The 23,600-nt window shown below is 66.4% G+C and carries 22 protein-coding genes; 12 read left to right on the top strand and 10 right to left on the bottom strand.

All coding sequences use genetic code 11. From position 1 onward, the window contains the following. Positions 1-472: 472 nt before the first annotated feature. Entirely contained in the window at positions 473-1,456 is a 984-nt protein-coding gene (locus HOP59_RS08785) for an SDR family oxidoreductase (protein ID WP_234253593.1), read from the top strand. A gap of 92 nt (positions 1,457-1,548) precedes the next feature. Beyond that, entirely contained in the window at positions 1,549-2,943 is a 1,395-nt protein-coding gene (locus HOP59_RS08790; RefSeq protein WP_234253595.1) for a hypothetical protein, read from the top strand. Positions 2,944-2,996: 53 nt separating this feature from the next. On the opposite strand, the gene HOP59_RS08795 is transcribed toward HOP59_RS08790, so the two are convergent. From HOP59_RS08795 to HOP59_RS08805, 3 genes are read right to left on the bottom strand one after another with little or no spacing between them, the layout of a single operon-like run. Next, on the bottom strand, positions 2,997-3,632 hold the full coding sequence (locus HOP59_RS08795; RefSeq protein WP_234253597.1) for an ATP-binding cassette domain-containing protein: 636 nt from the start codon (positions 3,630-3,632) through the stop codon (positions 2,997-2,999). After that, positions 3,629-5,323 (bottom strand): ABC transporter permease, encoded by a 1,695-nt coding sequence (locus HOP59_RS08800; protein ID WP_234253598.1) that lies wholly within the window; start codon positions 5,321-5,323, stop codon positions 3,629-3,631. The genes HOP59_RS08795 and HOP59_RS08800 overlap by 4 nt, the downstream gene beginning before the upstream one ends. A gap of 15 nt (positions 5,324-5,338) precedes the next feature. Beyond that, entirely contained in the window at positions 5,339-6,535 is a 1,197-nt protein-coding gene (locus HOP59_RS08805; RefSeq protein ID WP_234253599.1) for an ABC transporter substrate-binding protein, read from the bottom strand. A 137-nt stretch (positions 6,536-6,672) separates the two neighbouring features. On the opposite strand from HOP59_RS08805, the gene HOP59_RS08810 reads away from it, so the two are divergent. The 6 genes from HOP59_RS08810 to HOP59_RS08835 all read left to right on the top strand — a co-directional run bounded on the left by HOP59_RS08810 (position 6,673) and on the right by HOP59_RS08835 (position 13,266). After that, on the top strand, positions 6,673-8,172 hold the full coding sequence (locus HOP59_RS08810) for an NfeD family protein (protein WP_234253600.1): 1,500 nt from the start codon (positions 6,673-6,675) through the stop codon (positions 8,170-8,172). A 45-nt stretch (positions 8,173-8,217) separates the two neighbouring features. Continuing rightward, positions 8,218-9,018: a slipin family protein gene (locus HOP59_RS08815; protein ID WP_010627105.1), complete on the top strand. Its 801-nt coding sequence runs from the start codon at positions 8,218-8,220 to the stop codon at positions 9,016-9,018. A 65-nt stretch (positions 9,019-9,083) separates the two neighbouring features. Further along, complete coding sequence (locus tag HOP59_RS08820) at positions 9,084-9,980, top strand: DMT family transporter (protein ID WP_234253601.1); 897 nt, start codon at positions 9,084-9,086, stop codon at positions 9,978-9,980. Between the two features lie 344 nt (positions 9,981-10,324). Next, positions 10,325-11,815 carry a SulP family inorganic anion transporter gene (locus tag HOP59_RS08825; RefSeq protein ID WP_234253603.1) on the top strand — a complete coding sequence of 497 codons (1,491 nt, stop codon included), beginning with the start codon at positions 10,325-10,327 and terminating at the stop codon, positions 11,813-11,815. 18 nt (positions 11,816-11,833) lie between these two features. After that, a complete protein-coding gene (locus HOP59_RS08830; RefSeq protein ID WP_234253605.1) occupies positions 11,834-12,688 on the top strand; it encodes a universal stress protein in 855 nt (284 codons plus the stop codon). Between the two features lie 209 nt (positions 12,689-12,897). Next, the gene (locus HOP59_RS08835; RefSeq protein ID WP_234253606.1) at positions 12,898-13,266 is read left to right on the top strand and encodes a winged helix-turn-helix domain-containing protein; all 369 of its coding nucleotides are present in this window, start codon (positions 12,898-12,900) and stop codon (positions 13,264-13,266) included. A 13-nt stretch (positions 13,267-13,279) separates the two neighbouring features. Here the strand turns inward: HOP59_RS08835 and modC are convergent, their stop codons facing one another. The 3 genes from modC to modA are packed head-to-tail and all read right to left on the bottom strand — an operon-like array spanning position 13,280 to position 15,819. After that, positions 13,280-14,341 carry a molybdenum ABC transporter ATP-binding protein gene (gene modC, locus HOP59_RS08840; protein ID WP_234253608.1) on the bottom strand — a complete coding sequence of 354 codons (1,062 nt, stop codon included), beginning with the start codon at positions 14,339-14,341 and terminating at the stop codon, positions 13,280-13,282. Further along, entirely contained in the window at positions 14,338-15,036 is a 699-nt protein-coding gene (modB, locus tag HOP59_RS08845) for a molybdate ABC transporter permease subunit (RefSeq protein ID WP_234253610.1), read from the bottom strand. The genes modC and modB overlap by 4 nt, the downstream gene beginning before the upstream one ends. 6 nt (positions 15,037-15,042) lie before the next feature. Further along, positions 15,043-15,819 carry a molybdate ABC transporter substrate-binding protein gene (modA, locus tag HOP59_RS08850; protein WP_234253612.1) on the bottom strand — a complete coding sequence of 259 codons (777 nt, stop codon included), beginning with the start codon at positions 15,817-15,819 and terminating at the stop codon, positions 15,043-15,045. A gap of 214 nt (positions 15,820-16,033) precedes the next feature. On the opposite strand from modA, the gene HOP59_RS08855 reads away from it, so the two are divergent. Continuing rightward, the gene (locus HOP59_RS08855) at positions 16,034-16,408 is read left to right on the top strand and encodes a RidA family protein (RefSeq protein WP_234253613.1); all 375 of its coding nucleotides are present in this window, start codon (positions 16,034-16,036) and stop codon (positions 16,406-16,408) included. Positions 16,409-16,416: 8 nt separating this feature from the next. Here the strand turns inward: HOP59_RS08855 and HOP59_RS08860 are convergent, their stop codons facing one another. The 4 genes from HOP59_RS08860 to HOP59_RS08875 form a co-directional block, all read right to left on the bottom strand. Beyond that, the gene (locus HOP59_RS08860) at positions 16,417-17,940 is read right to left on the bottom strand and encodes a PhnE/PtxC family ABC transporter permease (RefSeq protein ID WP_234253614.1); all 1,524 of its coding nucleotides are present in this window, start codon (positions 17,938-17,940) and stop codon (positions 16,417-16,419) included. Then, on the bottom strand, positions 17,937-18,701 hold the full coding sequence (locus tag HOP59_RS08865) for an ATP-binding cassette domain-containing protein (RefSeq protein ID WP_234253615.1): 765 nt from the start codon (positions 18,699-18,701) through the stop codon (positions 17,937-17,939). The genes HOP59_RS08860 and HOP59_RS08865 overlap by 4 nt, the downstream gene beginning before the upstream one ends. After that, positions 18,701-19,573: a putative selenate ABC transporter substrate-binding protein gene (locus tag HOP59_RS08870; protein WP_234253616.1), complete on the bottom strand. Its 873-nt coding sequence runs from the start codon at positions 19,571-19,573 to the stop codon at positions 18,701-18,703. The genes HOP59_RS08865 and HOP59_RS08870 overlap by 1 nt, the downstream gene beginning before the upstream one ends. 80 nt (positions 19,574-19,653) lie before the next feature. Continuing rightward, a complete protein-coding gene (locus tag HOP59_RS08875) occupies positions 19,654-20,514 on the bottom strand; it encodes a MurR/RpiR family transcriptional regulator (RefSeq protein ID WP_010627119.1) in 861 nt (286 codons plus the stop codon). Between the two features lie 196 nt (positions 20,515-20,710). Between HOP59_RS08875 and zwf the strand changes: the two genes are divergently transcribed. The 3 genes from zwf to HOP59_RS08890 are packed head-to-tail and all read left to right on the top strand — an operon-like array spanning position 20,711 to position 23,570. Beyond that, entirely contained in the window at positions 20,711-22,219 is a 1,509-nt protein-coding gene (gene zwf / locus HOP59_RS08880; RefSeq protein WP_234253619.1) for a glucose-6-phosphate dehydrogenase, read from the top strand. Position 22,220: 1 nt separating this feature from the next. After that, positions 22,221-22,892, top strand: a complete 672-nt coding sequence (gene pgl, locus HOP59_RS08885) for a 6-phosphogluconolactonase (RefSeq protein WP_234253620.1) — start codon at positions 22,221-22,223, stop codon at positions 22,890-22,892. 15 nt (positions 22,893-22,907) lie between these two features. Next, a complete protein-coding gene (locus HOP59_RS08890; RefSeq protein ID WP_234253622.1) occupies positions 22,908-23,570 on the top strand; it encodes a bifunctional 4-hydroxy-2-oxoglutarate aldolase/2-dehydro-3-deoxy-phosphogluconate aldolase in 663 nt (220 codons plus the stop codon). The last annotated feature ends 30 nt before the right edge of the window (positions 23,571-23,600 follow it).

Consider the following 23,600-nt stretch of genomic DNA (forward strand, 5'->3'; position numbering starts at 1 on the left):
CCCTGTAGTGGCAAGACAACTTTTCATGTGGCCGGCGCGCTATCTCCGTTGGGCCATTTCCTTATTGACCTCTTCGGAGCATGAACAAGTGTCAATGCATAGGTATAGACGATGAAAGCTACCTTGGTGAAGGCGAAGGTGCACATAACTTGCGTAAAGTTTTCTTGGGTTGTGAAAGTCCCGCCATGGTGCGGTTCGTTGAGGCTTTTGATGGGGGGAGATTCCTGGTACGGGAAGTAAAACTTCCTCACCCGCCGATACAGAGAAAGTAATTCGTCTGTGCCATATTGATCTTTAGCAAGGACGTGTCTTTTGGCTTTTCAAGTAAATTAATGTGCGTGAAGTTAGCTGGTTGTTTTGCCAATTGATGCAGGTTGTATGCCTGTGCCGTTCTGCCAAGTGGTAGCGGTTGGCGCATGAGCGTGCCGCTCAATGAATCGCTAGATGCGTTGATTTTCCAAGGAGGTAGGTCATGAAACGCAGCGAGTTACACGACGCCATCGTAGTCATTACCGGTGCCTCGAGCGGTATCGGTCGTGCCACGGCACATGCTTTTGCCCGGGGCGGAGCCTCCGTGGTGCTGGCATCCCGGCGAGAGTCTGCACTGCAGGAGACGCTGCAGGAGTGCGAGCGTCTTGGCGGTCGTGGCATCGTCGTGCCCACCGATGTGTGCGAGGCCGATCAGGTCGAGCGGTTGTGCGAAAAGGCGGTGGAGCGCTACGGGCGCGTCGACGTCTGGATCAACAATGCTGCGGTGACGCTGTTCGGGCGCCTGGAGGAAACGCCGCGTGACGCCTTCGAAAAGGTGATTCAGACCAACCTGATGGGCTGCGTCAACGGAGCGCGGGAGGCGATTCGCCAATTCCGCGAGCAGGGCCACGGGCGGCTGATCAACGTCTCCTCGATGGTGGCTCATTCCGGCCAACCCTTCACCAGTGCCTACGTGACCTCGAAATGGGGCATTCGCGGCCTGTCGGAGTGCCTGCGCATGGAGCTTGCCGATGCGCCGGACATTCACGTCTCCACTATTCTGCCTGCTTCCATCGATACGCCGCTGTTTCAGCGTGCGGCCAACTACGTGGGACAGCCGGTCAAGGCCATGACGCCTGTCTACCCCCCGGAGAAGGTGGCCGCTGCTATCGTGCACGTGGCCAGGCACCCGATGCGCGAGCACTTCGTCGGCAACTCGGGGCGCATGATGGCGGCTCTTCGCACCGTGGCGCCGCCGCTTGGCGAAAAGATGATGGAGCGCAAGGTGAACAGCGATCACTTCGCCCAGGACCTACCCATCGAGCCCGGCTCGGGCAACCTGTTCCACTCCGACGGAGAGGGTGCCGTCCGCGGTGGCTGGATCGAACGCGAACATGGCGGTACCAGCAGCGGCATGGGGCTGGCGCTGGGGCTGGCGGCGGTAGCGCTGCCGCTGGCGCTGTACGCCTATCATCGTCAGGCCTGACACCGCTTCACACCGCCAAGCCTGGCTGCCGGGAGCGACAGGAGGTCGCTCCCTTGGGATTTTTTTCATATCGCTGAAGACAGGAGTTTCTCATGCGACCCAGTTCCCCTTCTTATATCGCCGATTTCGATTCCGCCACCGGTATGCTGCGTGCCGCCTCCAACTACCTGCACGGTCAGGACTACCCCGGCCTGGGCAAGGGCCATCTCATGGGTCACCTGGTGCAGGCGGCGAACAAGCTGCCGCAGGCGGCTCGCGAAGAGGTCTACGCGGTGGGCGGCGTGACCGAGGGGCACGCCCCGGACAAGCTCGATCAGATCGATGCCGAAAAGGTGGCGGAGTGGATCACGGCCCGCTATCCCCAGCGGCGCTATCAGGCGGTGATGGTCGGCTCGGCCAGCGGCGCGCTGACGCATCTCTCGGCCGCCTTCGACATTCCCTGGCTGCCGCAGACCTTCTTCATCCCGGTGCGCCACCTCACGGGGGACAACGACGACCCAAAGGGTGCCATGGAGTTCGGTCGTCGCTACGCTCCCAAGCTGCTCGAGGCCAATCCGGACTTGCAGCTTCACCACATGCACGATGCCAATCAGGACCGTCTGATGGTGGAGTACATGGACTACTTCCGGGTCAAGCGGCTGACCCTGGGCCGGGCTTATGAGCGCTTTCTCGAGGCGAATCTCGAGCCGGGCGGCACCATCATCGTGACCGAGTGCCGCAGCAGTTGGCCGACGACCCGGATCGGCGAGCGCCACTTCTTCCAGCACGGGGCGCTGGGGGGCGCCACCGAAGAGGAGTTCCTGCACGGCAGCGAACGGGTCGAGGAGTACCTGGAGCGCTACGATTCGCCGGTGCGGCGCTGGGACTCGCCGGAGCCGGATGGCAGGAGCCCCGAGGCGGAGTGGGGCTTCGAGGCGGCGCTGCGGGACGACATCCTGCGCTTCGCCGCGCAGCACGGCTACCAGGTCAAGCGATTGATCTACGACGAGCCTGACTCCCTCAGCCCGATGGTGGCCGACTTCTACCGCGACTGGTATCGCCAGCGCGGCATGAAGTCCAATCGTGTGCTGGTCGAGTCCTTCATCATGCTCGAGCCCTACTGGGCGCTGCGCACGGGCTCGGTGCCGTTCTGGATGAAGTTCAACATGAACCCTTCGGTGGATACTATCGAGTCCTACCTCGACTCTCGCGATCCCTTCGACGAGATCAATCTGATGCTGTTCAACAACGGCGTCGAGGGGGTGGGATTCCCGCAGATCGACCGCTGGCGCCAGGTGCTGGACCGGGCCCGCAAGCAGGGGCAGTTCATCGGCGTCAGCGAGGAGCTGCACCCGCGGGATTTCGGCTCGCTGGGGCGCTACTACATCGAGACCAAGCAGAAGATCCCGGCGCGCTACCCGCTGCCGGGTCCGCTGCCGCTGGCGCGATTGACCGACTACATGGAACGCCACGGTGAGCGCTACGACGTCGAACTGCTGGCGGCGTGAGGCTGTCAGCCGGCCTGCTTCGCCCGCTCAGGGGCGGGGCAGGCCGACCCCACTCATTGTCCTAGTTCGATCACCCTGCCGCCGGCGTCCTCGGCATCTTCGTGGTCGTGGGTCACCAGCAGGCTGGGCAGGCCCGCCTCGCGCAGCCGGTCGAAGACCAGCCGGCGCATGTCGTGGCGCAGCTGCCGGTCGAGCTTCGAGAAGGGTTCGTCGAGCAGTACGGCCCGCGGTTCGGAGAGTAGCAGGCGCATCAGCGCCACTCGGGCTCTCTGGCCGCCGGAGAGAGTGGCCGGGTCGCGTGGCCCGAAGCCGGCCAGGCCGACCTGCGCCAGCGCCGTCTCGACCCTTGCCGCCTTGTCGGGCATGGCGCGGGGCATGCCGAAGCGCAGGTTGCCGGCCACCGAGAGGTGCGGGAACAGCAGCGGGTCCTGGAACAGCAGGCCGATGCTGCGACGCTCTGCCGGCAGGCTGGCGATGTCGTGCCCGTCGAGCAGTACCCGGCCGCTGGCCTGGAAGGCCGGTGCCAGGAAGCCGGCCAGGTAAGCCAGCAGGGTCGACTTGCCCGATCCTGACGGTCCCATCACGGTGAAAACCTCGCCGGGACCGATCTCGGCATCGAGTTCGAGCAGTGTGCTGCCTGCCAGGACGAGGCGGACCTCGTCCAGCACCAGGCGATGACCTGTGCTCATGGTGAACCCCTCATGTCGCGTCGATTGCCCCACAGCAGCCGTGGCAGGCCCACGGCGATGATGAAGCCTACCAGCGGCAGGCTGGCCTGAACCATCGCCCATACGCCGATCACCCGACGATTGCCACCGGCGGCCAGCGACACCGCCTCGGTGGTCACGGTGGGCACGCGCCCGGCACCCAGCAGCAGGGTGGGCAGATACTGGCCGATACTGACGGCCAGGCCCACGGCGGCGGCGGTGAGCATCGGCGCCAGCAGCATCGGCAGCCGCACCCGCCAGAAGGCGCCGTTGCGCGAGGCACCGAGACTCACCGCCAGCTGCGACCAGCGCGGGTCGAAGCGGCGGTAGCTCTCCGCGAGGGAGAGGAACACGTAGGGCAGCACGAACAGCAGGTGGCCGAAGATCACTAGCGCAGGGGTGGGGCGCGTGCCCAGCGACTCCATCACCACCACCAGCCCGAACAGGAAGGCGATCTGCGGCACGATCAGCGGCAGGTAGAGCAGCGTCAGCGCTGAGAGCAGTCGTCCCTGTGCCGGCTGCCGGCCCGTGCGTTGCTCGTTCTCCAGTGCCGCCAGGGTCAGCGCCAGGGCGATCAGCGTAGCGCCGATGGCGATCAGCGCCGTGGTGGCGACCGGCCCCGAAAGAGCGGGCAGGGCGCGCAGCCAGTGCGCCGCGGTGAGGCTCTGCGGCAGGGCATCGGGAAAGCGCCAGAAGCCGGCAATGGAATACAGCGCCAGGCCGGCGATGCCGGCGAAGGCGGTGAGTGTGGCCAGCCCGATCAGCCCCTTACCCGCCAGGCGCAGCGGCGAGTCGCCATTGCCGCGCCCGCCACGTGCGAGCCAGTGCCGCCCCAGCCGGGCGACCAGGCGTTCCAGACACCACCAGGCGATGAGCGCCGCGGCCGTGACGCCGAGCTGCAGCACGGCGCCGGCCGAGGCCATGAAGCGCCGGCTCAGGTCGGGGTCGTTGAACCAGACCAGAATCGAGACCGCCAGCGTCGGCGGCAGCGTCGGGCCGAGAATCAGCGCCACGTCGACCACCGAAGTGGCATAGGCGATGACGGCAAAGACCGGCAGCCGGATCAGCGGATAGAGCGAAGGGGCTACCACCTTGAGCCAGGCAGTGGTCGGGCGATAGCCGAGCGAGCGGGCCATGGCCACGCGTCGCTCCGGGTCGAGCTGGGGCAGGGCGGCAAGGCACATCAGCAGCAGGAAGGGGATCTCCTTGATGATCAACCCGGCCATCAGCGAGAGCCCCCAGGGGTCCTGAACGATCAGCACGTCCGGCGGGCGCTCCCAGCCGGTGAGCCCCGGCGAGACCAGCCGTGACAGCAGGCCGGATGGCGCGATCAGGAAGGCCAGGCCGAAGGCCGCGGCGGCATGGGGGATCGACAGCAGCGGCGCGACCAGGCGTCGGATCCACCGGTCCAGGCGGCTGCCCGACACACCGGCCAGAAACAGCAGTACCACTGCCAGCGAGATGGCCGTGGTGACCAGGCCGCTGGCGAAACTCACGCCCACCGAGCGGGCCAGGCCCGGCTGGGCCAGGAGCTGCCGCCAGGGATCCAGGCTGAAGCCATGGCCGCCCAGTGCCGGCATATAGCCGAACGCAGGCAGCAGCGCCATGGTCAGGCCGGCCAGTATCGGGCCGACCAGCAGAGTGACGATCAGCCACGGAGCCAGGCGCAGCATCGGCAGCGACTGCCTCTAGCGCCCGACGTAGCGCGCCTGCCAGGCGTCCTGCAGCGCCGTCATCCAGCTCGGGTGCGGCTCCGGCAGGGTCTCGGTCAGCGCCTCCGGGGCCAGCAGGGCGGGGTTGTCGTGGGCCTGTTCGAAGAGCGCGCGGGTCTCGTCGTCCAGCCGCGTCACGTCGAGCACGGTGGGGTCGCCCCACACCGAGATGTCCTGCTTGCGCGCCTGGGCCTCGGGCGAGAGCAGGAAATCGGCGACCACCATGGCGGCGGCACTGCGCGGCGAGTTGAACGGAATGGCAACGAAGTGCACGTTACCCAGGGTGCCGCCGTCGAGTACGTAGCTGCGGGTCGTTTCGGGCAGCTCGAAGTCGGCCACCGCGGCGGCCGGCTCCGCCGGATTGAAGGTGAAGGCCAGTGCGACTTCGCCGTCGGCCATCAGCCGCCGCAGCTCGGGGCCATTGGCGGGAAACTGCCGCCCGCTGCGCCACAGGTGAGGGTGAAGGGCGTCGAGATACTCCCACAATGGCGCCGTGACCTCCTCGAAGTCGCTCTGCGCCACCGGCTCATAGAGGGCATCGCGATCGTCGACCAGGGCGATGAGTGCCTGCTTGAGGAAGGTGCTGCCGAGGAAGTCGGGAATACGGGGATAGGTGAAGCGTCCCGGGTTGGCCTCGGCCCAGGTGAGCAGTTGCGCCATGCTGCGCGGCGGCTCGTCTCCGACTTCGTCGGCGTCGTAATAGAAGGTGATCTGTGCCTTGCCCCAGGGCGACTCATAGCCTTCCGTGGGCAGCGTGAAGTCGGTGACCACCTCGGGATTGTGTTCCGGAAAGGTCAGCGCGAAGTTGGGCAGCCGCTCGGCAAAGGGGCCGTACAGCAGGTCGTTCTCTTTCATGGCGGCGAAGTTCTCGCCGTTGAGCCAGACCAGATCGATGCTGCCGTCGTCGTGATTGCCGGCGCTGCGCTCGGCCAGCACGCGGGAGACGGCGGCACCGGTATCGTCGATCTTGACGTGCACCAGCTCGATCTCGTGCTCATCTTGCACGCGCAGCTTCACCCATTCGAGATAGTCGTTGACCCGTGTATCGCCAGCCCAGGCGTGCCAGTAGACGCTCTGGCCGCGTGCTTCGTCGAGTATCTGCGACCATGTGTCGGCTGCCGCCGGCGGTACCAGGGGCAGCGAGAGGGCAATGGCAGTGACAAGTCGGCGCATCGGCGTACTCCAGGATGGGCTTCGTGGCGGGTTCGGCTTTCTCGGCTTCGCCTGCTAACCTGATTTAAGGAGAAACTGAAACACCACCAGTGGGGTCCTACAAGCATACCCATATCACGACGCGAGGTAAGTCTGTCATGAGCGTGCGCCGTGTCGCCTGGTTTCACCGTCTTGTGCTGTGGTTCAGCTTCCTGTGCCTGGCTGTCGGCGGTGGTCTGCTGGCCTGGCAGAGTCAGGCTCAGGAGAACGAGCGCATCGCCCTGGTGATGACGGTGGAGGGAGCCATCGGGCCGGCCACCGGCGACTACTTCGAACGCGGGCTGCGCAAGGCGGCCGAGCGCAACGCCGAACTCGTCATCGTGCAGATGGATACCCCGGGCGGGCTCGATGCCACCATGCGCAGCATGATCCGCGCCATGCTCACCTCGCCGGTGCCCGTGGCCATCTACGTCTCGCCCAGCGGCGCCCGTGCCGCCAGCGCCGGCACCTATCTGCTCTACGGCAGCCACGTCGCCGCCATGGCGCCCTCGACCCATCTCGGCTCGGCCACGCCGGTACAGATGGGCGGCGGCTTTCCCGGCATGGACGATCGCGACGAAGAGGAGGACGCGACCAACGAGGAGCGCAACGCACGGGAGAATGACGAGGCGGAGCAGGAAGCTGACGAGGCCAACGAGACCAACGATGCCGAGGCGGCAGAGGCCGAAGGCGACGCACCCGCCCCCGCCGATACGCGCCGGCGCGGCGAGACCGCCATGGAGCGCAAGGTGCTGGAGGACGCCGTCTACTACATTCGCGGGCTGGCCGAGCGCCATGGCCGCAACGCCGACTGGGCCGAGGAGGCGGTACGCGAAGCGGTCAACCTGACCTCCCGCGAGGCGCTCGAAATCAACGTCATCGACGTGGTGGCGCGTGACATCGACCATCTGCTGGAGCAGATCGACGGTCGCGAGGTGGTCATGGAGCGCGGCGAGCGCACTCTGAGTACCGCCGACATCACCGTCGAGCGCTTCGATCCCGACTGGCGCACCCAGTTCCTGCAGGTGATCACCAACCCCAACGTGGCCTACTTCCTGATGATCATCGGCTTCTACGGGTTGATCTTCGAGCTCTCCAATCCGGGGGCCCTGGTGCCGGGCACGATAGGCGTCATCTCGCTGCTGCTCGCGCTGTTCGCCTTCCAACTGCTGCCGATCAACTACGCTGGCTTGGCCCTGCTGCTGGTGGGACTGGGCTTGATCGTGGGCGAGGCGTTGATGCCGAGCTTCGGTATCCTCGGTATGGGCGGGATCGCGGCGTTCGTGATCGGCTCGGTGATGCTGATGGATACCGACCAGCTTGCCGTCTCTTTGCCGATGATCGGCGGCGTTGCCCTGGTGGCGGCGGTGCTCATGCTGTGGGTGATGATTCGCTTCACCGGCCTGCGCCGACGCCCGGCCCGCACTGGCCAGGAGCAGCTGATAGGCTGTCATGGTGTGGCTCTGGAGGACTTCCAGCATGAAGGCCATGTGCGCATGCGGGGGGAGCGCTGGAATGCGCGCAGCCCCGCAGCCCTGAGGCGTGGAGAGGCGGTCAGGGTGGTCGCGGTCGACGGCCTCACGCTACACGTCGAGCCCGTGCCACGAGCCGCTCGGTAAAGTAACGGAATTCATCGAGTCCAAGCGCAACACAGGAGAGTTACCATGATGCTCGAATACCTCATTCCGGTCGTCCTGCTGTTCATGCTGGTCGCCGCGTCGATCCGCATTCTGCCGGAGTACAAACGCGGCGTGATCTTCTTCCTCGGTCGCTTCCAGTCGGTCAAGGGACCGGGGTTGATCATCGTCATTCCCGGCATTCAGCAGATGAGCGTGGTGGACCTGCGCGTGATCACCATGGACGTGCCGGAGCAGGACGTCATCTCCCAGGACAACGTCACGGTGAAGGTCAACGCGGTGCTCTACTTTCGCGTGGTCGATCCCGAGAAGGCGATCATCCAGGTCGAGAACTTTGCCGTGGCTACCAGCCAGCTGGCCCAGACCACGCTGCGTTCAGTGCTCGGCAAGCACGATCTCGACGAGATGCTCTCCGAACGCGACAAGCTCAACGACGACATCCAGGAGATCATCGACGCTCAGACCGAGGAGTGGGGCATCAAGGTGGCCAACGTCGAGATCAAGCACGTCGACCTCAACGAGAGCATGATCCGCGCCATCGCCCGCCAGGCCGAGGCCGAGCGTGAGCGGCGCGCCAAGGTGATCCACGCCGAGGGTGAGCTGCAGGCCTCGAAGAAGCTGGTTGAAGCGGCCAACGTCATGGCCGAGAACTCCGCCGCGCTGCAGCTGCGCTATCTGCAGACCATGAGCGACATGAGCAACAAGAACGCCTCGACCATCGTCTTCCCGCTGCCGATGGACATCATGGAGGCGTTCCGGCACATGCAGGCGTCCACCGCCCAGGCCAAGACCAACGCCACGCGGCCCGACGATCTGGGCGAAGGCTGAGCGAAGCGTGCCACGTCCGCGCGGACGTGGCATGCTGAGGCGATCCGACGGACTTCGAGGTCGCCTTGATCCACTCCCTTTCGCATCGCCAGCAGGGGCTGCTGCTGACCGGCGGCGGTGCGCTGATCATTTCCCCCGACGCCCTGCTGATCAAGCTGATCGGTCTGCCCGACAGCGAGATCCTGCTGTGGCGCGGGCTGCTCACCGCGCTGGGCTTCCTCCTCATCATGTTGGCCCGCCACGGTGCCGGCACCGCCGCTGCCTATCGTCGCTGCGGCTGGACCGGTATCGGCGTGGCCGTGCTGTTCAGCCTCTCCACCTATGGCTTCGTGCTCGGCAACCAGTACACCAAGGGTGGCAACGTGCTGATGATTCTGGCCGGAGCGCCGCTGATCGCTGCCCTCCTGTCACGCTTGTTCCTCGGCGAGCGTCTGCCTCGGCGCACCTGGCTTGCCATCTGGATCTGTCTGTTCGGCACCTCGCTGATCGTGCTCGACGATGCCGGTGCCGGCTCATGGATGGGTAACGGCTTCGCCCTGCTGGCGGCCACGGCGCTGGCGGCCAACTTCACCCTGTGCCGTACCCGCCCCGGGGTCGACATGAGCCCGATGCTCACGCTGTCGGGGCTGATCGTGGCCGCCACGGCGGGGTTGCTCGGGTTGGCCGGTGGCGGCATTGCGCTGCCGTCGGCCGATAGCCTGCTGTTGCTGATACTGCTGTGCCTGGTACTGCTGCCGCTGGGCTTCACCCTGATCCAGCGGGGGCCGCTCTATCTGCCCGCCGCCGAGGTGGGGCTGCTGATGCTGATGGAAGTGGTGGTGGGCACGCTGTGGGTATGGTGGCTGCTGGCCGAACGACCGGCGCCCATTGCCCTGCTGGGCGGCGGCCTGGTGCTGGGCACGCTGCTGGCCAAGGGGCTTTACGAACGGCGGCTGGAGCGGCGGCTGAGGGCCCAGATCTAAGGGCCCGGGTGCAGCATTGCGCCGGAACTGATAGAATACGCCGCTCGTTTCGGGGCATACCGTCTTTGCCCCGCTCAACCGACCACGGATGCAACGCAACGTGCTGAATTCTTCCACAGGGCTGGTCACGCCACCCTAACGCTTTCTCTCCTCTCGGGTGCTGCCGCCATCGGCACGCCACCGCTCGACATCCTTCGATGTCCCGGGCCGCTTGCCCATATCTCACCGATTCACAGTGCTCCCTCAGGTCGCCTCTCGACGCGCCGTGGGAAACATGTGTCATCACACCTGACGCCATCCGCTATGCGCCGGTTGGCATGACGACTCACAGACTGGACCGAAGCATGTTCCGATCCACCAAGCAAGAATGGTTCTCCAACATCAAGGGCGATACCCTCGCCGGCATCGTGGTCGCATTGGCCCTGATTCCCGAGGCAATCGCCTTTTCCATCATCGCCGGCGTCGACCCCAAGGTCGGCCTCTACGCCTCTTTCTGTATCGCCGTGATCATTGCCTTCACCGGCGGCCGGCCTGGGATGATCTCCGCTGCCACCGGCGCCATGGCGCTGCTGATGGTCACCTTGGTGCGCGAACACGGCCTCGAGTACCTGCTGGCCGCCACCCTGCTCACCGGGGTACTGCAAATCGTGGCCGGCTACCTGAAACTGGCCGAGCTGATGCGCTTCGTCTCGCGCTCGGTGGTCACCGGCTTCGTCAACGCCCTGGCCATCCTGATCTTCATGGCGCAGTTGCCTGAACTGACTGGTGTGACCTGGCACGTCTACGCCATGACCGCGGCCGGCCTGGCAATCATCTACCTGTTTCCCTACCTGCCCAGGGTGGGCAAGTCGATTCCTTCGCCGCTGGTGTGCATCGTGGTGCTGACCGCCGTTTACCTGCTCTCCGGCATGGAGATTCGCACCGTTGGCGACATGGGTGAGCTTCCCGATACCCTGCCGGTGTTCCTGTGGCCCGACGTGCCGCTGACCCTCGACACGCTGTGGATCATTCTGCCTTACTCGGTGATGCTCGCCGTGGTGGGTCTGCTGGAGTCGATGATGACCGCCACCATCGTCGACGATTTGACCGATACCCCGAGCGACAAGAACCGCGAGTGTAAGGGACAGGGTATCGCCAATATCGGCTCCGGCCTGCTGGGCGGCATGGCCGGCTGCGCGATGATCGGCCAGTCGGTGATCAACGTGAAGTCGGGCGGGCGAGGGCGGCTCTCCACGCTGGTGGCCGGTGTGCTGCTGCTGATCCTGGTGGTATTCCTTTCCGACTGGGTGTCGCTGATCCCCATGGCCGCGCTGGTGGCGGTGATGATCATGGTCTCCATCGGTACCTTCAGTTGGGCCTCGATTCGCGACCTGAAGAAGCATCCGCTGAGCACCAATGTCGTCATGCTGACCACCGTGGCGGTTACCGTGGGAACCCACAACCTGGCCATCGGGGTGTTCGTCGGCGTGCTGCTGGCCGCGATGTTTTTCGCCAACAAGGTCGGCAACATTCTCTATATCGGCTCCGAAGAGGCCGACGCTGGCAGTCGTCGAATCTATCATGTAGTGGGCCAGGTGTTTTTCGCCTCCTCCGAGCGCTTCGGCAGCGCCTTCGATTTCAAGGAGACGGTGGAGAAGGTCACCATCGACCTCTCCCGCGCGCACTTCTGGGACATCACGGCGGTGCAGGCATTGGACAGGGTGGTGATCAAGTTTCGTCGTGAGGGCACCGAGGTGGAGCTGATCGGGCTCAACGAGGCCAGTGCCACCATCGTCGATCGCCATGCCATTCACGATGATCCGGCGGCCGTGGAAAAGTTGATGGGCGGACACTAAGGAAACGAGGAGCATGAAATGACCGAACAGGTAATGGCCGCCATCGACGGCTCGCAGTTCTCCGCCGGGGTGTGCGACTACGCCGCCTGGGCCAGCCAGGCGCTCGGGGCGCCGCTGACCTTTCTGCACGTGGTGGACAACCATCCCCAGACCGCCGAAGCGGACCTCTCCGGCCATATTGGATTGGGTTCCCGCGAGCATCTGCTCGAGGAACTCGCTCAGCTCGACGAGCAGCGCGCCAAGGTGGCTCAGGAGCAGGGTCGGCTGATGCTCAAGGCGGCCAAGGAGCGCACCATCGAGAATGGCGTGACCGAGCCCGCCACCCGCCAGCGCAACGGCACCCTGGTGGAAACTCTCGACGAGCTGCAGAGCGAGATTCGCCTGCTGGTGTTGGGCAAGCGCGGCGAGACCGCCCACCAGGCCAGCGAGCACCTGGGCTCCAACCTGGAGCGGGTGGTGCGCACGCTGCATAGGCCGATCCTGATGGTGCCGGAAACCTTCACCCAACCTCAGCGGGTGATGCTCGCCTTCGACGGCAGCAAGACCACCCGCAAGGGCGTGGAGATGCTGGCCAAGAGCCCGCTGTTCGACGGGATTCCGGTGCACGTGGTAATCGTCGGTGCCGAGACCGGCGACAATCGTTCGCAGCTGGAGTGGGCGCTGGCCACGCTGCGCGAGGCCGGCCACGAGGCCGAAGGGGCGATTCGTGCCGGCGAGGTGGAGGAGAGCCTGCGTGCCTACAAGGAGGAGCACGGCATCGACCTGCTGGTGATGGGCGCCTATGGCCACTCGCGCATCCGCCACCTGCTGGTGGGCAGCACTACCACCGCCATGCTGCGGCGGGCCAGGGTGCCGGTACTGCTACTTCGCTGAGAATAAATGCCTGCGCGAGCGAATCGCTGCGCTATAGCCGCCATCCCTGGCGGCTACCCTTCGGGCCAGCCTAAAGGCTGTTCAAATTCGTTCCCGACGAATTTGTGTGCGAAACGCGGAATCCATACGCTGGGTAATGCAGACAAGGCGAAATGCCGCGGGGTGGAAGGAGTGATAGCATCCGGCTGACTAGTCCAAGGAGGCGCATCGTGGCCGCCCATGATCCGACCATTCCCCGCCTGCGCATCCAGTTGGGCCCTGCCATTGCCATCGGCCCGGGCAAGGCGCAACTGCTCGAGGCCATTGCCGCCACCGGGTCGATCAGTGCCGCTGCGCGTGAGATGGGCATGAGCTATCGGCGTGCCTGGATGCTGGTGGACACCATGAACCAGTGTTTCAAGGCGCCGTTGGTAGCCACGGCTACCGGCGGCAAGCGGGGCGGTGGGGCCAGCATCACGCCCCTGGGCGAGGAGGTGCTGGAGCGCTACCAGCGTATGCAGCGTATCGCCAGCGAGGCGGTGGCCGAGGAGATGGAAGCCTTCACTGCGCTGTTCGCCGATTCGCCGCCGTCCAGCTGATCGCCTTTTAAATCTAGAGCGCCCGCGCCCGCACCTGGGCATGCACTGCCATGCCGGGGGCGAGTGCCAGGCGCTCCACGGCCTCGCGGGGAATGCGCGCGAGCAGGGTCTGGTCGCCGAGGCTCAGATGCACCAGCCGGTGGCCGGGGTGGGGGTCGTCGTCGATCCCGGCGACCCGCGCCGGCAGGCAGTTGAGCACGCTGGAATCCCGCGCGGGACTCAGGCTGATCGCCACGTCGTTGGCCCTGACGCTGAGCCTCAGGCGCGAGCCCGTTGGCGCCTGCTCCCGCGAGACCCGCAGTCGCACGTCGCCGCAGCCAAGCGTGACCAGTTGCTGCCCGGCGTCATACTCCAGCACCTGCGCTTCCAATACCGCGGCGGCATTGTCGGCATGGGCCAGCGGCAGGTCGCTGCGGGTCAGCAGCTCCTGCAAGGGGCCGGCGGCCAGCACCCGGCCTGCTTCCAGCAGCACCATGTGATCCGCCAGCCGGGCCACCTCCTCGAGAGCATGGCTGACATAGACCAGCGGTATTTCCAGGTGATCGTGAAGCCGCTCCAGGTAGGGCAGAATCTCCGCCTTGCTGGTGGCGTCCAGCGACGCCATGGGCTCGTCCATCAGCAGCAGCCGGGGGCTGGCGAGCAGGGCCCGGGCGATGGCCACGCGCTGGCGCTGGCCGCCGGAGAGCGCTTGCGGGTATCGCTCGAGCAGCGCCTCGACGCCGAGCAGTCGCACCGTCTCGTCGAAGTCGACCCGGCGTCGGTCGGCCGGTACCCGCCGGTAGCCGTAGCGCAGGTTGTCGCGCACCCGCAGGTGGGGAAACAGGCTCGCCTCCTGGAACACGTAGCCCAGCGGGCGGCGATGTACCGGCAGGAAGCGTTGATCATCCTGCCAGCGACAGTCGTTCACCGTCAGCCAGCCCCTGGCTCTCTCGAGGCCGGCCAGACAGCGCAGCAGGGTGGTCTTGCCCGAGCCGGAGCGGCCGAACAGCGCGGTGACGCCGCGCTCGGGCAGGGTCATCCGGGCGTCCAGCACGAAGTCGCCGCGCTCCAGCCGAAACTCGCACGCCAGGCTCATGGCGCCACTCCCACGATCTTGAAGCGCTTGTTGAGGGCATAGATGCAGACCAGCATCACGAAGGCCGTCACGAGCAGCAACAGCGACAGGCGGTGAGCGGCGGCGTAGTCCATGGCCTCGACGTGGCTGTAGATGGCGATGGACGCGACCTGGGTCTGGCCGGGGATGCCGCCGCCGATCATCAGCAGCACGCCGAACTCGCCCAGGGTATGGGCGAAGGAGAGTACCGCCGCGGTGAGCAGGCCCTGGCGCGACAGCGGCAGCACCACCGACACCAGTCGATCCAGCGGCCCCGCCCGCAGGGTGGCGGCTACCTCCAGCGGGCGGCGCCCCATGGCCTGGAAGGCGTTCTGCAGCGGCTGCACCACGAAGGGCAGCGAATAGACCATCGAGCCGATCACCAGCCCGGTGAAGGTAAAGGCCAGGTGGCTCGCGCCCAGGCGTTCCAGGGTGCCGCCCACGGCGCCGCGGGGGCCGAGCAGGATCAGCAGGTAGAAGCCGATCACCGTGGGCGGCAGCACCAGCGGCAGCGAGACCAGCGCCTCGATCACCACCTTGATGCGGCGCTGGGTATGGGCCAGCCACCAGGCCAGCGGCAGGCACAGCACCAGCAACAGGGCGGTGCTGATCAGGGCCAGGCGGAAGGTGAGCTGCAGCGCGATCCAGTCGGCCTCGCCGATCCCGAACCAGGTCATCTCGCCTTACTCATCGGGTAGCTGGAAGCCATAGGCACGCATGATGCTGCGGGTTTCCGCCGAGCCCATGTAGTCGGCGAACAGCCGGGCGGTAGGGTTGTCGGCGGCGCGGCGGGTGATGATGAAGCCCTGGGTGAGCGGTGCGTGAAGGGAATCGTCGATCAAATGGTAGCCGCCCTGGTCGAGTATCGACGGGTGGCGGACCAGCGACAGGGCGATGATGCCCACCTCGGCGGCACCGCTCTGCACCAGCTGCATGGTGTGGGCGATGTTCTCGCCGAACACCAGCCGCCGCTCCAGCGTCTCCCACAGGCCGCTGGCACGCAGGGCCTCCTGGGCCCGGTCGCCATAGGGCGCATGGCGGGGGTTGGCGATGGCGATGCGGCGGAAGCGTTCGTCGGCGAGGTCGTCCAGGGTCAGCGACGAGGCGTCGAGTCCGTCGCTCCAAATCACGATGCGGCCCTCGGCGTAGGGGATCACCTCGCCGGCGGCATGGCCGGCCTCTTTCAGTGCCTGGGGGTAGGCGATGTCCGCCGAGAAGAACAGATCGAAGGGAGCGCCATGCTCGATCTGGCTGCGAAAACGCCCCGAGGAGCCATAGAGCACCTCGATGGGATGCTCGGGATGATCGGCGGCGAAGTTCTCCAGGATCTCGTCCATGGCGAAGCGCAGGTCCGAGGCGGCGGCAATACGGGTCGGCTGCGGGTCGGCCAGGGTCGTTGCGATGGTGAGGCTCAGGCCGAGGACGGCCACGCCGGCCAGTAGACGAAAAACACGGCTCATCGATCGTTCCCCCGTTGGGTTCTTCTGTGCTCGTCCGGCGAGGGCGAGTCATCGTCATATCCCGCTGGATATAACGATCCGTCGTATACTGCCATGCATAACGTTGGCTGGATATACCGCACAGGAGGTATCCCTGCGGATACCGGTGGGGCATCGACGCTGAGCGCTGGGGATGCGGTAGAATCGACGGGCTTTAACTTCCGAGGAGAACCAGATGACCATCGTCCGTCATGACACCAAGGCGCGTATGAGCCGCGCCGTGATCCATCACGGTATCGCTTACCTGTGCGGTCAGGTGGCCGGCCCCGAGGCGCGCCACGGCGACATCACCGAGCAGACCGAAAGCATGCTGGCGCGGGTGGATGCGCTGCTGGCCGAGATCGGCTCCGACCGCGAGCATCTGCTCACGGCGACGATCTACCTCAAGGATGGCAGCGATTTCTCCGCCATGAACGCGGTGTGGGACGCCTGGGTACCCACCGGCCACGCCCCGGCGCGCACCTGCGTCTGCGCGCCCATGCCTGCCGATGAGCTCAAGGTGGAGATCACCGTCACGGCGGCAGTCGTCGGCGGCGAATACAGCTACTGAAGCCCCGCCTATCTCACGCAGGGGTCGTCCAACGGCGCTTCTCGCGGCCGCAGCCGTCGCGAGAGGGCGTCCACGGCGATGTTGAGCGCGGCGGTGACCAGCAGCAGGAAGAAGGCCACGTCGAACATCAGGTAGTCGAAGCCCTCTTCGATATAGAAGCCCAGCGTGGCCACCCCCAGCATGCCGAGAATCGCCGTTTCGCGCAGGATCACCTCGGCGCGATAGTAGAGCAGCGCCAGCAGCCCGGGGTAGACCCGCGGCAGCAGCTCGTAGGCCAGGCGCCCGCTGGCCGGCAGGCCCGGCATGCCGGGGTTGATGGCATCGGCGTGGCGTGCCACCAGGAAGGCGATCAGGGCCCCGTTGTGCAGCGCCAGGGCCAGCCAGGCGGGCAGCAGCGAGGGGCCGAGCAGCAGCAGGAAGACGAACGCCAGCATCAGCTCCGGTGTCGAGCGCAGGAAGATCAGCACGCCGTGCCCGGCCAGTCGCGTGCCGCGATTGCCGAAGTGCCGGCTTGCCAGCGGCCACAGGAGCAGCGCCACGGCGAGCGCGCCGACGGTGCCGAGCAGACCCAGTAGCAGGGTATTGCCGATGGCCGGTCCCAGCGCCGGGATCCGCGCCAGCCAGGCGAGCACTCCCGCCCAGTCGCCGGCCAGCAACGCCGCCGGCCAGATATCCTCGGAGACGAAGCGCCACAGCAGCGCGCCGTCCACGTTGGGCCACGGCCCCAGCAGCCAGACGCCCCCCACCAGCAGCAGCGGGATCAGCCGTTTGTGGCCCCACCACGGCAGGCTGGCGATCAGCAGATAGAACAGCCACAGCAGCGCCCCCGCCTCGTGATAGCGGCCCTCGCGAAAGGCAGTCTCGAGATGGAAGCCCAGGGTCGGCAGGCCGACGAAGCCGAGCAGCACGCTGGCGCGCAGGCCGCACTCGAAGCGATAGCGGGTATAGGCGGCGAGCTGGGACCAGGCCAGCGGCAGCTCGGCGTAGACGAAGCGTGCCAGCCGTCCGCTGCCGGGTGGCAGGGCGTCGCGCGGTGCGCGCGGCGTCTGCTCGAGGATCTCGGCGTAGACCTTGGCGAAGATACCGGCATAGGGAATCGCCAGCGCCGCCAGGGCGGTGAGTGCCGAGAGACCGAACACCTGCAGGAACAGCAGTGCCCAGAACAGCTCGTGAATGGCGCGCACGAAGGCGCAGCCGGCGCGCACCAGGCGTGAGCGGGCGAACAGCAGCGCCAGGGGAAAGCCCAGCACCACCCCGGCCAGGGTGCCCCACAGGGCCACCGCCACGGTCAGGCCCAGGGCCGTGAAGGGTGATTCCAGCGCGCTCCAGGCGGGCCAGGCCAGCCCGGCGGCCATGCGCCCGAGTTCGCCCCAGGGGTCGCGGGTGTGAATGGCCAGGTCGGCGAAGGGCACCAGCAGCACGGCAAGCGCCACCAGGCCCAGGCTGTGACGGGCCAGGCGCAGGCCGGGGGAGCCGCCGCGCCACCAGCTGCGTGCCGAGGGCGGACGGCTGTCGACCAGACTATCGCTCATGGCCGCCCTCGGGCGCAGGGCAGCGCCTCGGGGCTGGGCAGCGGCACGTCGTCGTTGCCGGGCGGTGGGCTGCCGGCCGGTTCCGCGGCGTCGGGATAGAGCGCATCGAGTTCGGCCAGGCTGAGCTCGTCGGCGCGGGCATCGATCGCCAGGCGGCCGTCGCGCAACCCCCACACCCGGTCGAAGTGGGAGAGCGCCAGCTCGCGCTGGTGCAGCGCCACTACCGAGGTGGTGTGGCGGGAGTCGATCAGGTCCAGCAGCCGCAGCGCCTGGTGAGGATCGACGCTGGCCACCGGTTCGTCACCCAGGAACAGCGGGCGGGCCTGATACAGGGCGCGGGCGATGGCCACCCGCTGGCGCTGGCCGCCGGAAAGCTCGCCCACCGGGCGGCGGATCAGGCCGTTCAGGCCCAGTTCGTCGCACAGTGCGGCCACTTCCCGCCATGGCCCGCGCAGTGGGCGCACCAGGTTCCACAGATTGGCCAGCGCCGAATGCTCCGGCAGGCGCCCCATGAAGACGTTGTGATAGACGGCAAGCTGCGGCACCAGGCCGTGATGCTGAGGGCACCAGGCCGCCTCTCCCCCCAGCCGGCGGCGCAGCTCAGCGAGCAGCGTCGACTTGCCGGCGCCGCTCTGGCCGAGCAGGGCGACCCGCTCGCCCTGGTGCAGGGCAAGGCTCAGGCGCGGCAGCACCACATGCGCGCCGTGACCGAGATCCTCGCCCTCGAAGCGAACCAGCAGGCGCCGTTGCTCGCTCTCCATCAGCGCAGCAGGCCGAGCTCTTCGGCCACCTCCTCGATGGGGGCATAAAGGTCGTTGTCGGCGGGAATGAACGCCTCACGGGGGAAGGAGGCGAGCAGCTCCGGGTCGTCCATCTCGAGGAAGGCGGCCCGCACCTTCTCGGTGAAGCCTTCGCCGAAGCGTTCGTCGGCGTCGCCGCGCAGGGTCCAGTTGTAGTCCGGGTAGGGCGGCGTGGCCCAGATCACCCGGACCTGGTCGGTATTGACCCGGCCATTCTCGACGGCGGCTTCCCACACCGTATAGTTGACCGCGCCGATGTCGTAGGTGCCGGCTTCGACCAGAGCAATGGTGCGCGAGTGATCGCCGGAGTAGCCGACGCGGGAGAAGAAGCGCTCCGGGTCGACGTCGTCGAAGCGCTCACGGAAGAAGTGTTCCGGCATCAGGCGCCCGGAGGTGGAGGTGCGCGAGCCGAAGGTGAGGCTCATGCCTTCCAGCTCGTCGGGCAGCTCGTCGGCACGCTCGAGGCCGGTGGACTCGTGAGCGATGAAGTAGCTCATGAAGGCATCGTCCTCGCTGCCCTGGGCCAGTGCCTGGGAGCCCGGGACCAGGCGCCGCGCCTGCACGCCGGAGAGGCCGCCGAACCAGGCCAACTGGACCTGATCGTTGCGGAAAGCGGTGACCGCGGCGCTGTAGGACTTCACCGGTACGTACTCCACCTCGACCCCGAGGCGCTCCTCGAGGTAGTCGGCCACCTTGCCGAAGCGCTCGACCAGACGCGCCTGATCCTCGTCGGGGATGGCGGTGAAGCGGAAGGTCTCGGCGGCGGCACCCTGCGCCAACAGGGCGAAGGCGAGGGCGGAGAGAGAAATGGCAGAACGTGCGATCCGTTGCATCGAGGGCCTCGAAGTGAGAAGGAAGGGAGCCGTTATTGTTGTGCCGTCACGGCGCCCTGACAACCCTTCGGCCGCTGGACTCAATCCTGGCGCGTCGCCGGGTAGCGGGTCTCCTGCAGGCTGTCCTTGATCTTCTTCAGGTGCGGCAGGAAGTCCTCGCCGCGACGCAGGGTCACCCCGGTGGCCAGCACGTCGATCAGGGTGAGCTGGATCATGCGTGAGGTCATCGGCATGTAGACGTCGGTGTCCTCAGGGGTGGCGACCTCCAGGGTTTCGGTGCACTCCGTGGCCAGCGGCGAGTCGGGTGCTGTGATGCCCAGCACCACGGCGCCGCTCTCCCGCGCCAGGCGGGCGATGTCGACCAGCTCGCGGGTGCGCCCGGTCCAGGAGATGACCACTACCACGTCGCCGGTATGGCAGGCCGATGCCACCATGCGCTGCATCAGCACGTCGACATAGGCCGTGACCGGCAGGTTGAAGCGGAAGAACTTGTGCTGGGCATCCTGTGCCACCGCGCCGGAGGCACCCAGGCCGAAGAAGTGGATCTGCTTGGCCTGAATGAGGTAGTCCACCACCCGCTCGATGCGGGCCGGGTCCAGCGTGCGGCTGGCTTCGTCGAGGGCGGCGATGGTGGCGCCGAAGATCTTGCCCGTGTAGTCCGCCGCCGCATCGCCGGGCTCCACCGACTGGCTGACATAGGGCGTGCCGCCGGCCAGGCTCTGGGCCAGCTTGATCTTGAAGTCGGGATAGCCCTTGGCATCGAAGCTGCGGCAGAAACGGTTGACGGTGGGCTCGCTGACCGAGGCGGCCTGGGCCAGGCTGGCTATGCTCAGGCCGGTGGCCCGCGCCGGGTCGGCCAGGATGACGTCTGCTACCTTGCGCTCTGAGCGGTTGAGCTCATCGAGGCGTTGTCGAATGCGTTGCAGCAGATCATGGGCCATGGCGGTTGCGACTCTCTGAAACAGATGATGTAGTGATTTAACAACAAAATGATGGGCTATCCTATCGCGGTGTCGTCCCGGCCGCGAATGAGGCAAGCTCATTGTTAGGAAATTAGTGTAATATTACAAAACAAACATTGCGCGGTAAGTGGTGCTGACGTATTTTTTATGTAAGTTAACCAGATTGGGGGCAAACATGAAGGCAACCAGGCGGTCTGAGGACGAGGATCGGCCGGTCATCGATCTGGCGCTGTTCGGCGCCCTGGGCGACCTGTCGCTGCGCAAGCTCTATCCCGCGCTGTACCATCTCGACCGCGAGGGGCTGCTGCACGACGACACGCGCATCCTCGGGTTGGCGCGCCAGGAGATGCAGACCGATGCCTTCCGCAAGCGCGTGGCCGAAACCCTGCAGACCTACGTCAAGCCTGCCGAGCTGGACCGCGAGACCGTCAAGCGTTTCACCGCGCGTCTCGATTTCCTGCAGCTCGACTTCGGCACTGCCGAGGGCTATCGCGCCATCGCCGAGTGGCGCAAGGCCGTGCGTCACGACACCGTGGTCTGCCCCCTGGTCGTCTATCTGGCCGTGCCGGCCAGCCTGTATGGCGATATCTGCCGCAATCTTCAGGCCGGTGAATGTCTCGACGAGCTTTCCCGGGTGGTGGTCGAGAAACCGATCGGCTACGACTTCGAATCCTCCTGCGAGATCAACGATGCCATCGGCGAGGTGTTCCCGGAGTCCCGGGTCTACCGCATCGATCACTATCTCGGCAAGGAGACCGTCCAGAACCTGATCGCGCTGCGCTTCGCCAATCCCCTGTTCGGCACCCAGTGGAATCAGAACCACATCTCCCACGTGGAGATCACCGTGGCCGAGCAGGTCGGCATCGAGGGGCGCTGGGGCTACTTCGACCGTGCCGGCCAGCTGCGCGACATGGTGCAGAATCACCTGCTGCAGCTGGTCTGTCTGATCGCCATGGACCCGCCGGCCAACCTGGATGCCGACGCCATCCGCGACGAGAAGGTCAAGGTGCTCAAGGCGCTGCAGCCCTTCAGCGAGGCCAAGCTCAATCGTGACGTGGTGCGCGGCCAATACATTGCCGGCACCATCAAAGGCAAGGGCGTGCCCGGCTACCTCGAGGAGGAGGGCGCCAACCGCGAGAGCGGCACCGAGACCTTCGTCGCGATGAAGACCGGCGTCTCCAACTGGCGCTGGGCCGGGGTGCCGTTCTACCTGCGCACCGGCAAGCGCATGCCCGAGAAGCTGTCGCAGATCGTGATTCACTTCCGCCAGCAGGCGCACTACATCTTCGACCCCGATCAGCGCAATCTGGCCGCTAACAAGCTGATCATCCGCCTGCAGCCGGACGAAGGCATCGCCCTGGAGGTGCTGACCAAGGACAGCGGCCTGGACCGCGGCATGCGCCTCCGTCGCGGGCCGCTGCATCTGGATTTCGGCAGCGCCTTCCCTCAGGAGCGCATTCCCGATGCCTACGAGCGTCTGCTGCTCGAGGTGATGAAGGGGCGCCAATACCTGTTCGTGCGCCGTGACGAGGTGGAGCACGCCTGGCACTGGTGCGACAGTCTGATTGCCGCCTGGGAGGAGATGGGCGAGCCGCCGCGGCGCTATCCGGCCGGCTCCTGGGGGCCGGTGGCCTCCATCGCCATGATCACCCAGGACGGGCGCAGCTGGTACGAGGACTACTGACATGACGAACGCCACACCCCGCGAGCAGCTTGCCGAGCAGCTCGCCGAAGCCGTCGCCGAGGCGCTGCGTCAGGACCTGGCGCAGCAGGAACGTGCGCTGCTGGTGCTCTCCGGCGGCTCGACGCCGGTACCGTTCTTCCAGGCCCTGGCCAAACAGGCGCTGCCTTGGGAGCGGGTCGAGGTGACCCTGGCCGACGAGCGCTGGGTGAGCGAGAGCGACGAAGCGAGCAATGCGCGCCTGGTGCGTCGCCATCTGCTGCAGGGCAAGGCCGCCGCGGCCAGCTTCGTTGCGCTGACCACCGACGACGAGACGCCCGAGCAGGGCGTCGAGGCCGTTACCCGGCGCATCGAGGCGCTGACCTGGCCCGCCAGCCTGGTGGTACTGGGCATGGGCGGCGACGGTCACACCGCCTCGCTTTTCCCCGACAGCCGTGAGCTGGAGCTTGGCCTGACCACCGATGCTCCAGTGCTGGCCGCACGCACCCCCAGCCAGCCCCAGCCGCGCATCACTCTGAGCGCCGACCGCCTGCATCAGGCGCGGCGCCACGTCTTGTACATCACCGGTGACGACAAACGCAGCGTACTGGCCCGGGCCATGTCCGGCGACGACTCGCGCGAACTGCCGATCCGTGCCTTTCTTTCCTGCCCGCTGGCCGTCTACTGGGCCCCCTGACCTGGAGTCTTGCTCATGACCATCGACAAACAGCTGCCGTCCACGCGGACCACCGAGCTCGACAGCATCTGCCTCAAGGCAGAGGTCATTCCGGTGCTGGCCATCGAGCGCATCGAGGACGCCGTGCCGCTCGGCCGCGCCCTGGTCGAAGGCGGACTCACCGTACTGGAAGTGACCTTGCGTACCGACTGCGCCCTGGAAGCGGTGAAGCGCCTCAAGCAGGCGCTGCCCCAGGCCAGCATCGGCGTGGGAACGGTGCTCACACCGGCTCAGTATCGCCAGAGCGAGCAGGTGGGCGCCGACTTCGTGGTCACCCCCGGCACTACCGAAGCGCTCTATCGCTATGGCGTCACCAGTCCGGTGCCGATGCTGCCCGGCGTGGCCACGGTGTCCGAGCTGATGACCGGCTGGCAGTACGGCTATCGTCGCTTCAAGTTCTTCCCCGCCGAGGCCAGCGGTGGCGTCAAGGCGCTGAAGGCTTTCGCCGGTCCTATCCCCGAGGCGCGTTTCTGTCCCACCGGCGGCATCACCCTGGAAAACGCCGAAGACTACCTGGCGCTGAAGAACGTGATGTGCGTAGGCGGCTCGTGGCTGACGCCGAAGTCCCTGGTCGAGGCCGAGGACTGGAACGGCATTCGCCAGCTCGCCAAGGAAGCCGCCCAGCGTTTCCACCACTGAGCGGCTGCTCCGCCCCTTTCTCGTGCTCTC

It is taken from the genome of Billgrantia aerodenitrificans, assembly GCF_021404405.1.
Taxonomy (GTDB): Bacteria; Pseudomonadota; Gammaproteobacteria; order Pseudomonadales; family Halomonadaceae; genus Halomonas; species Halomonas aerodenitrificans.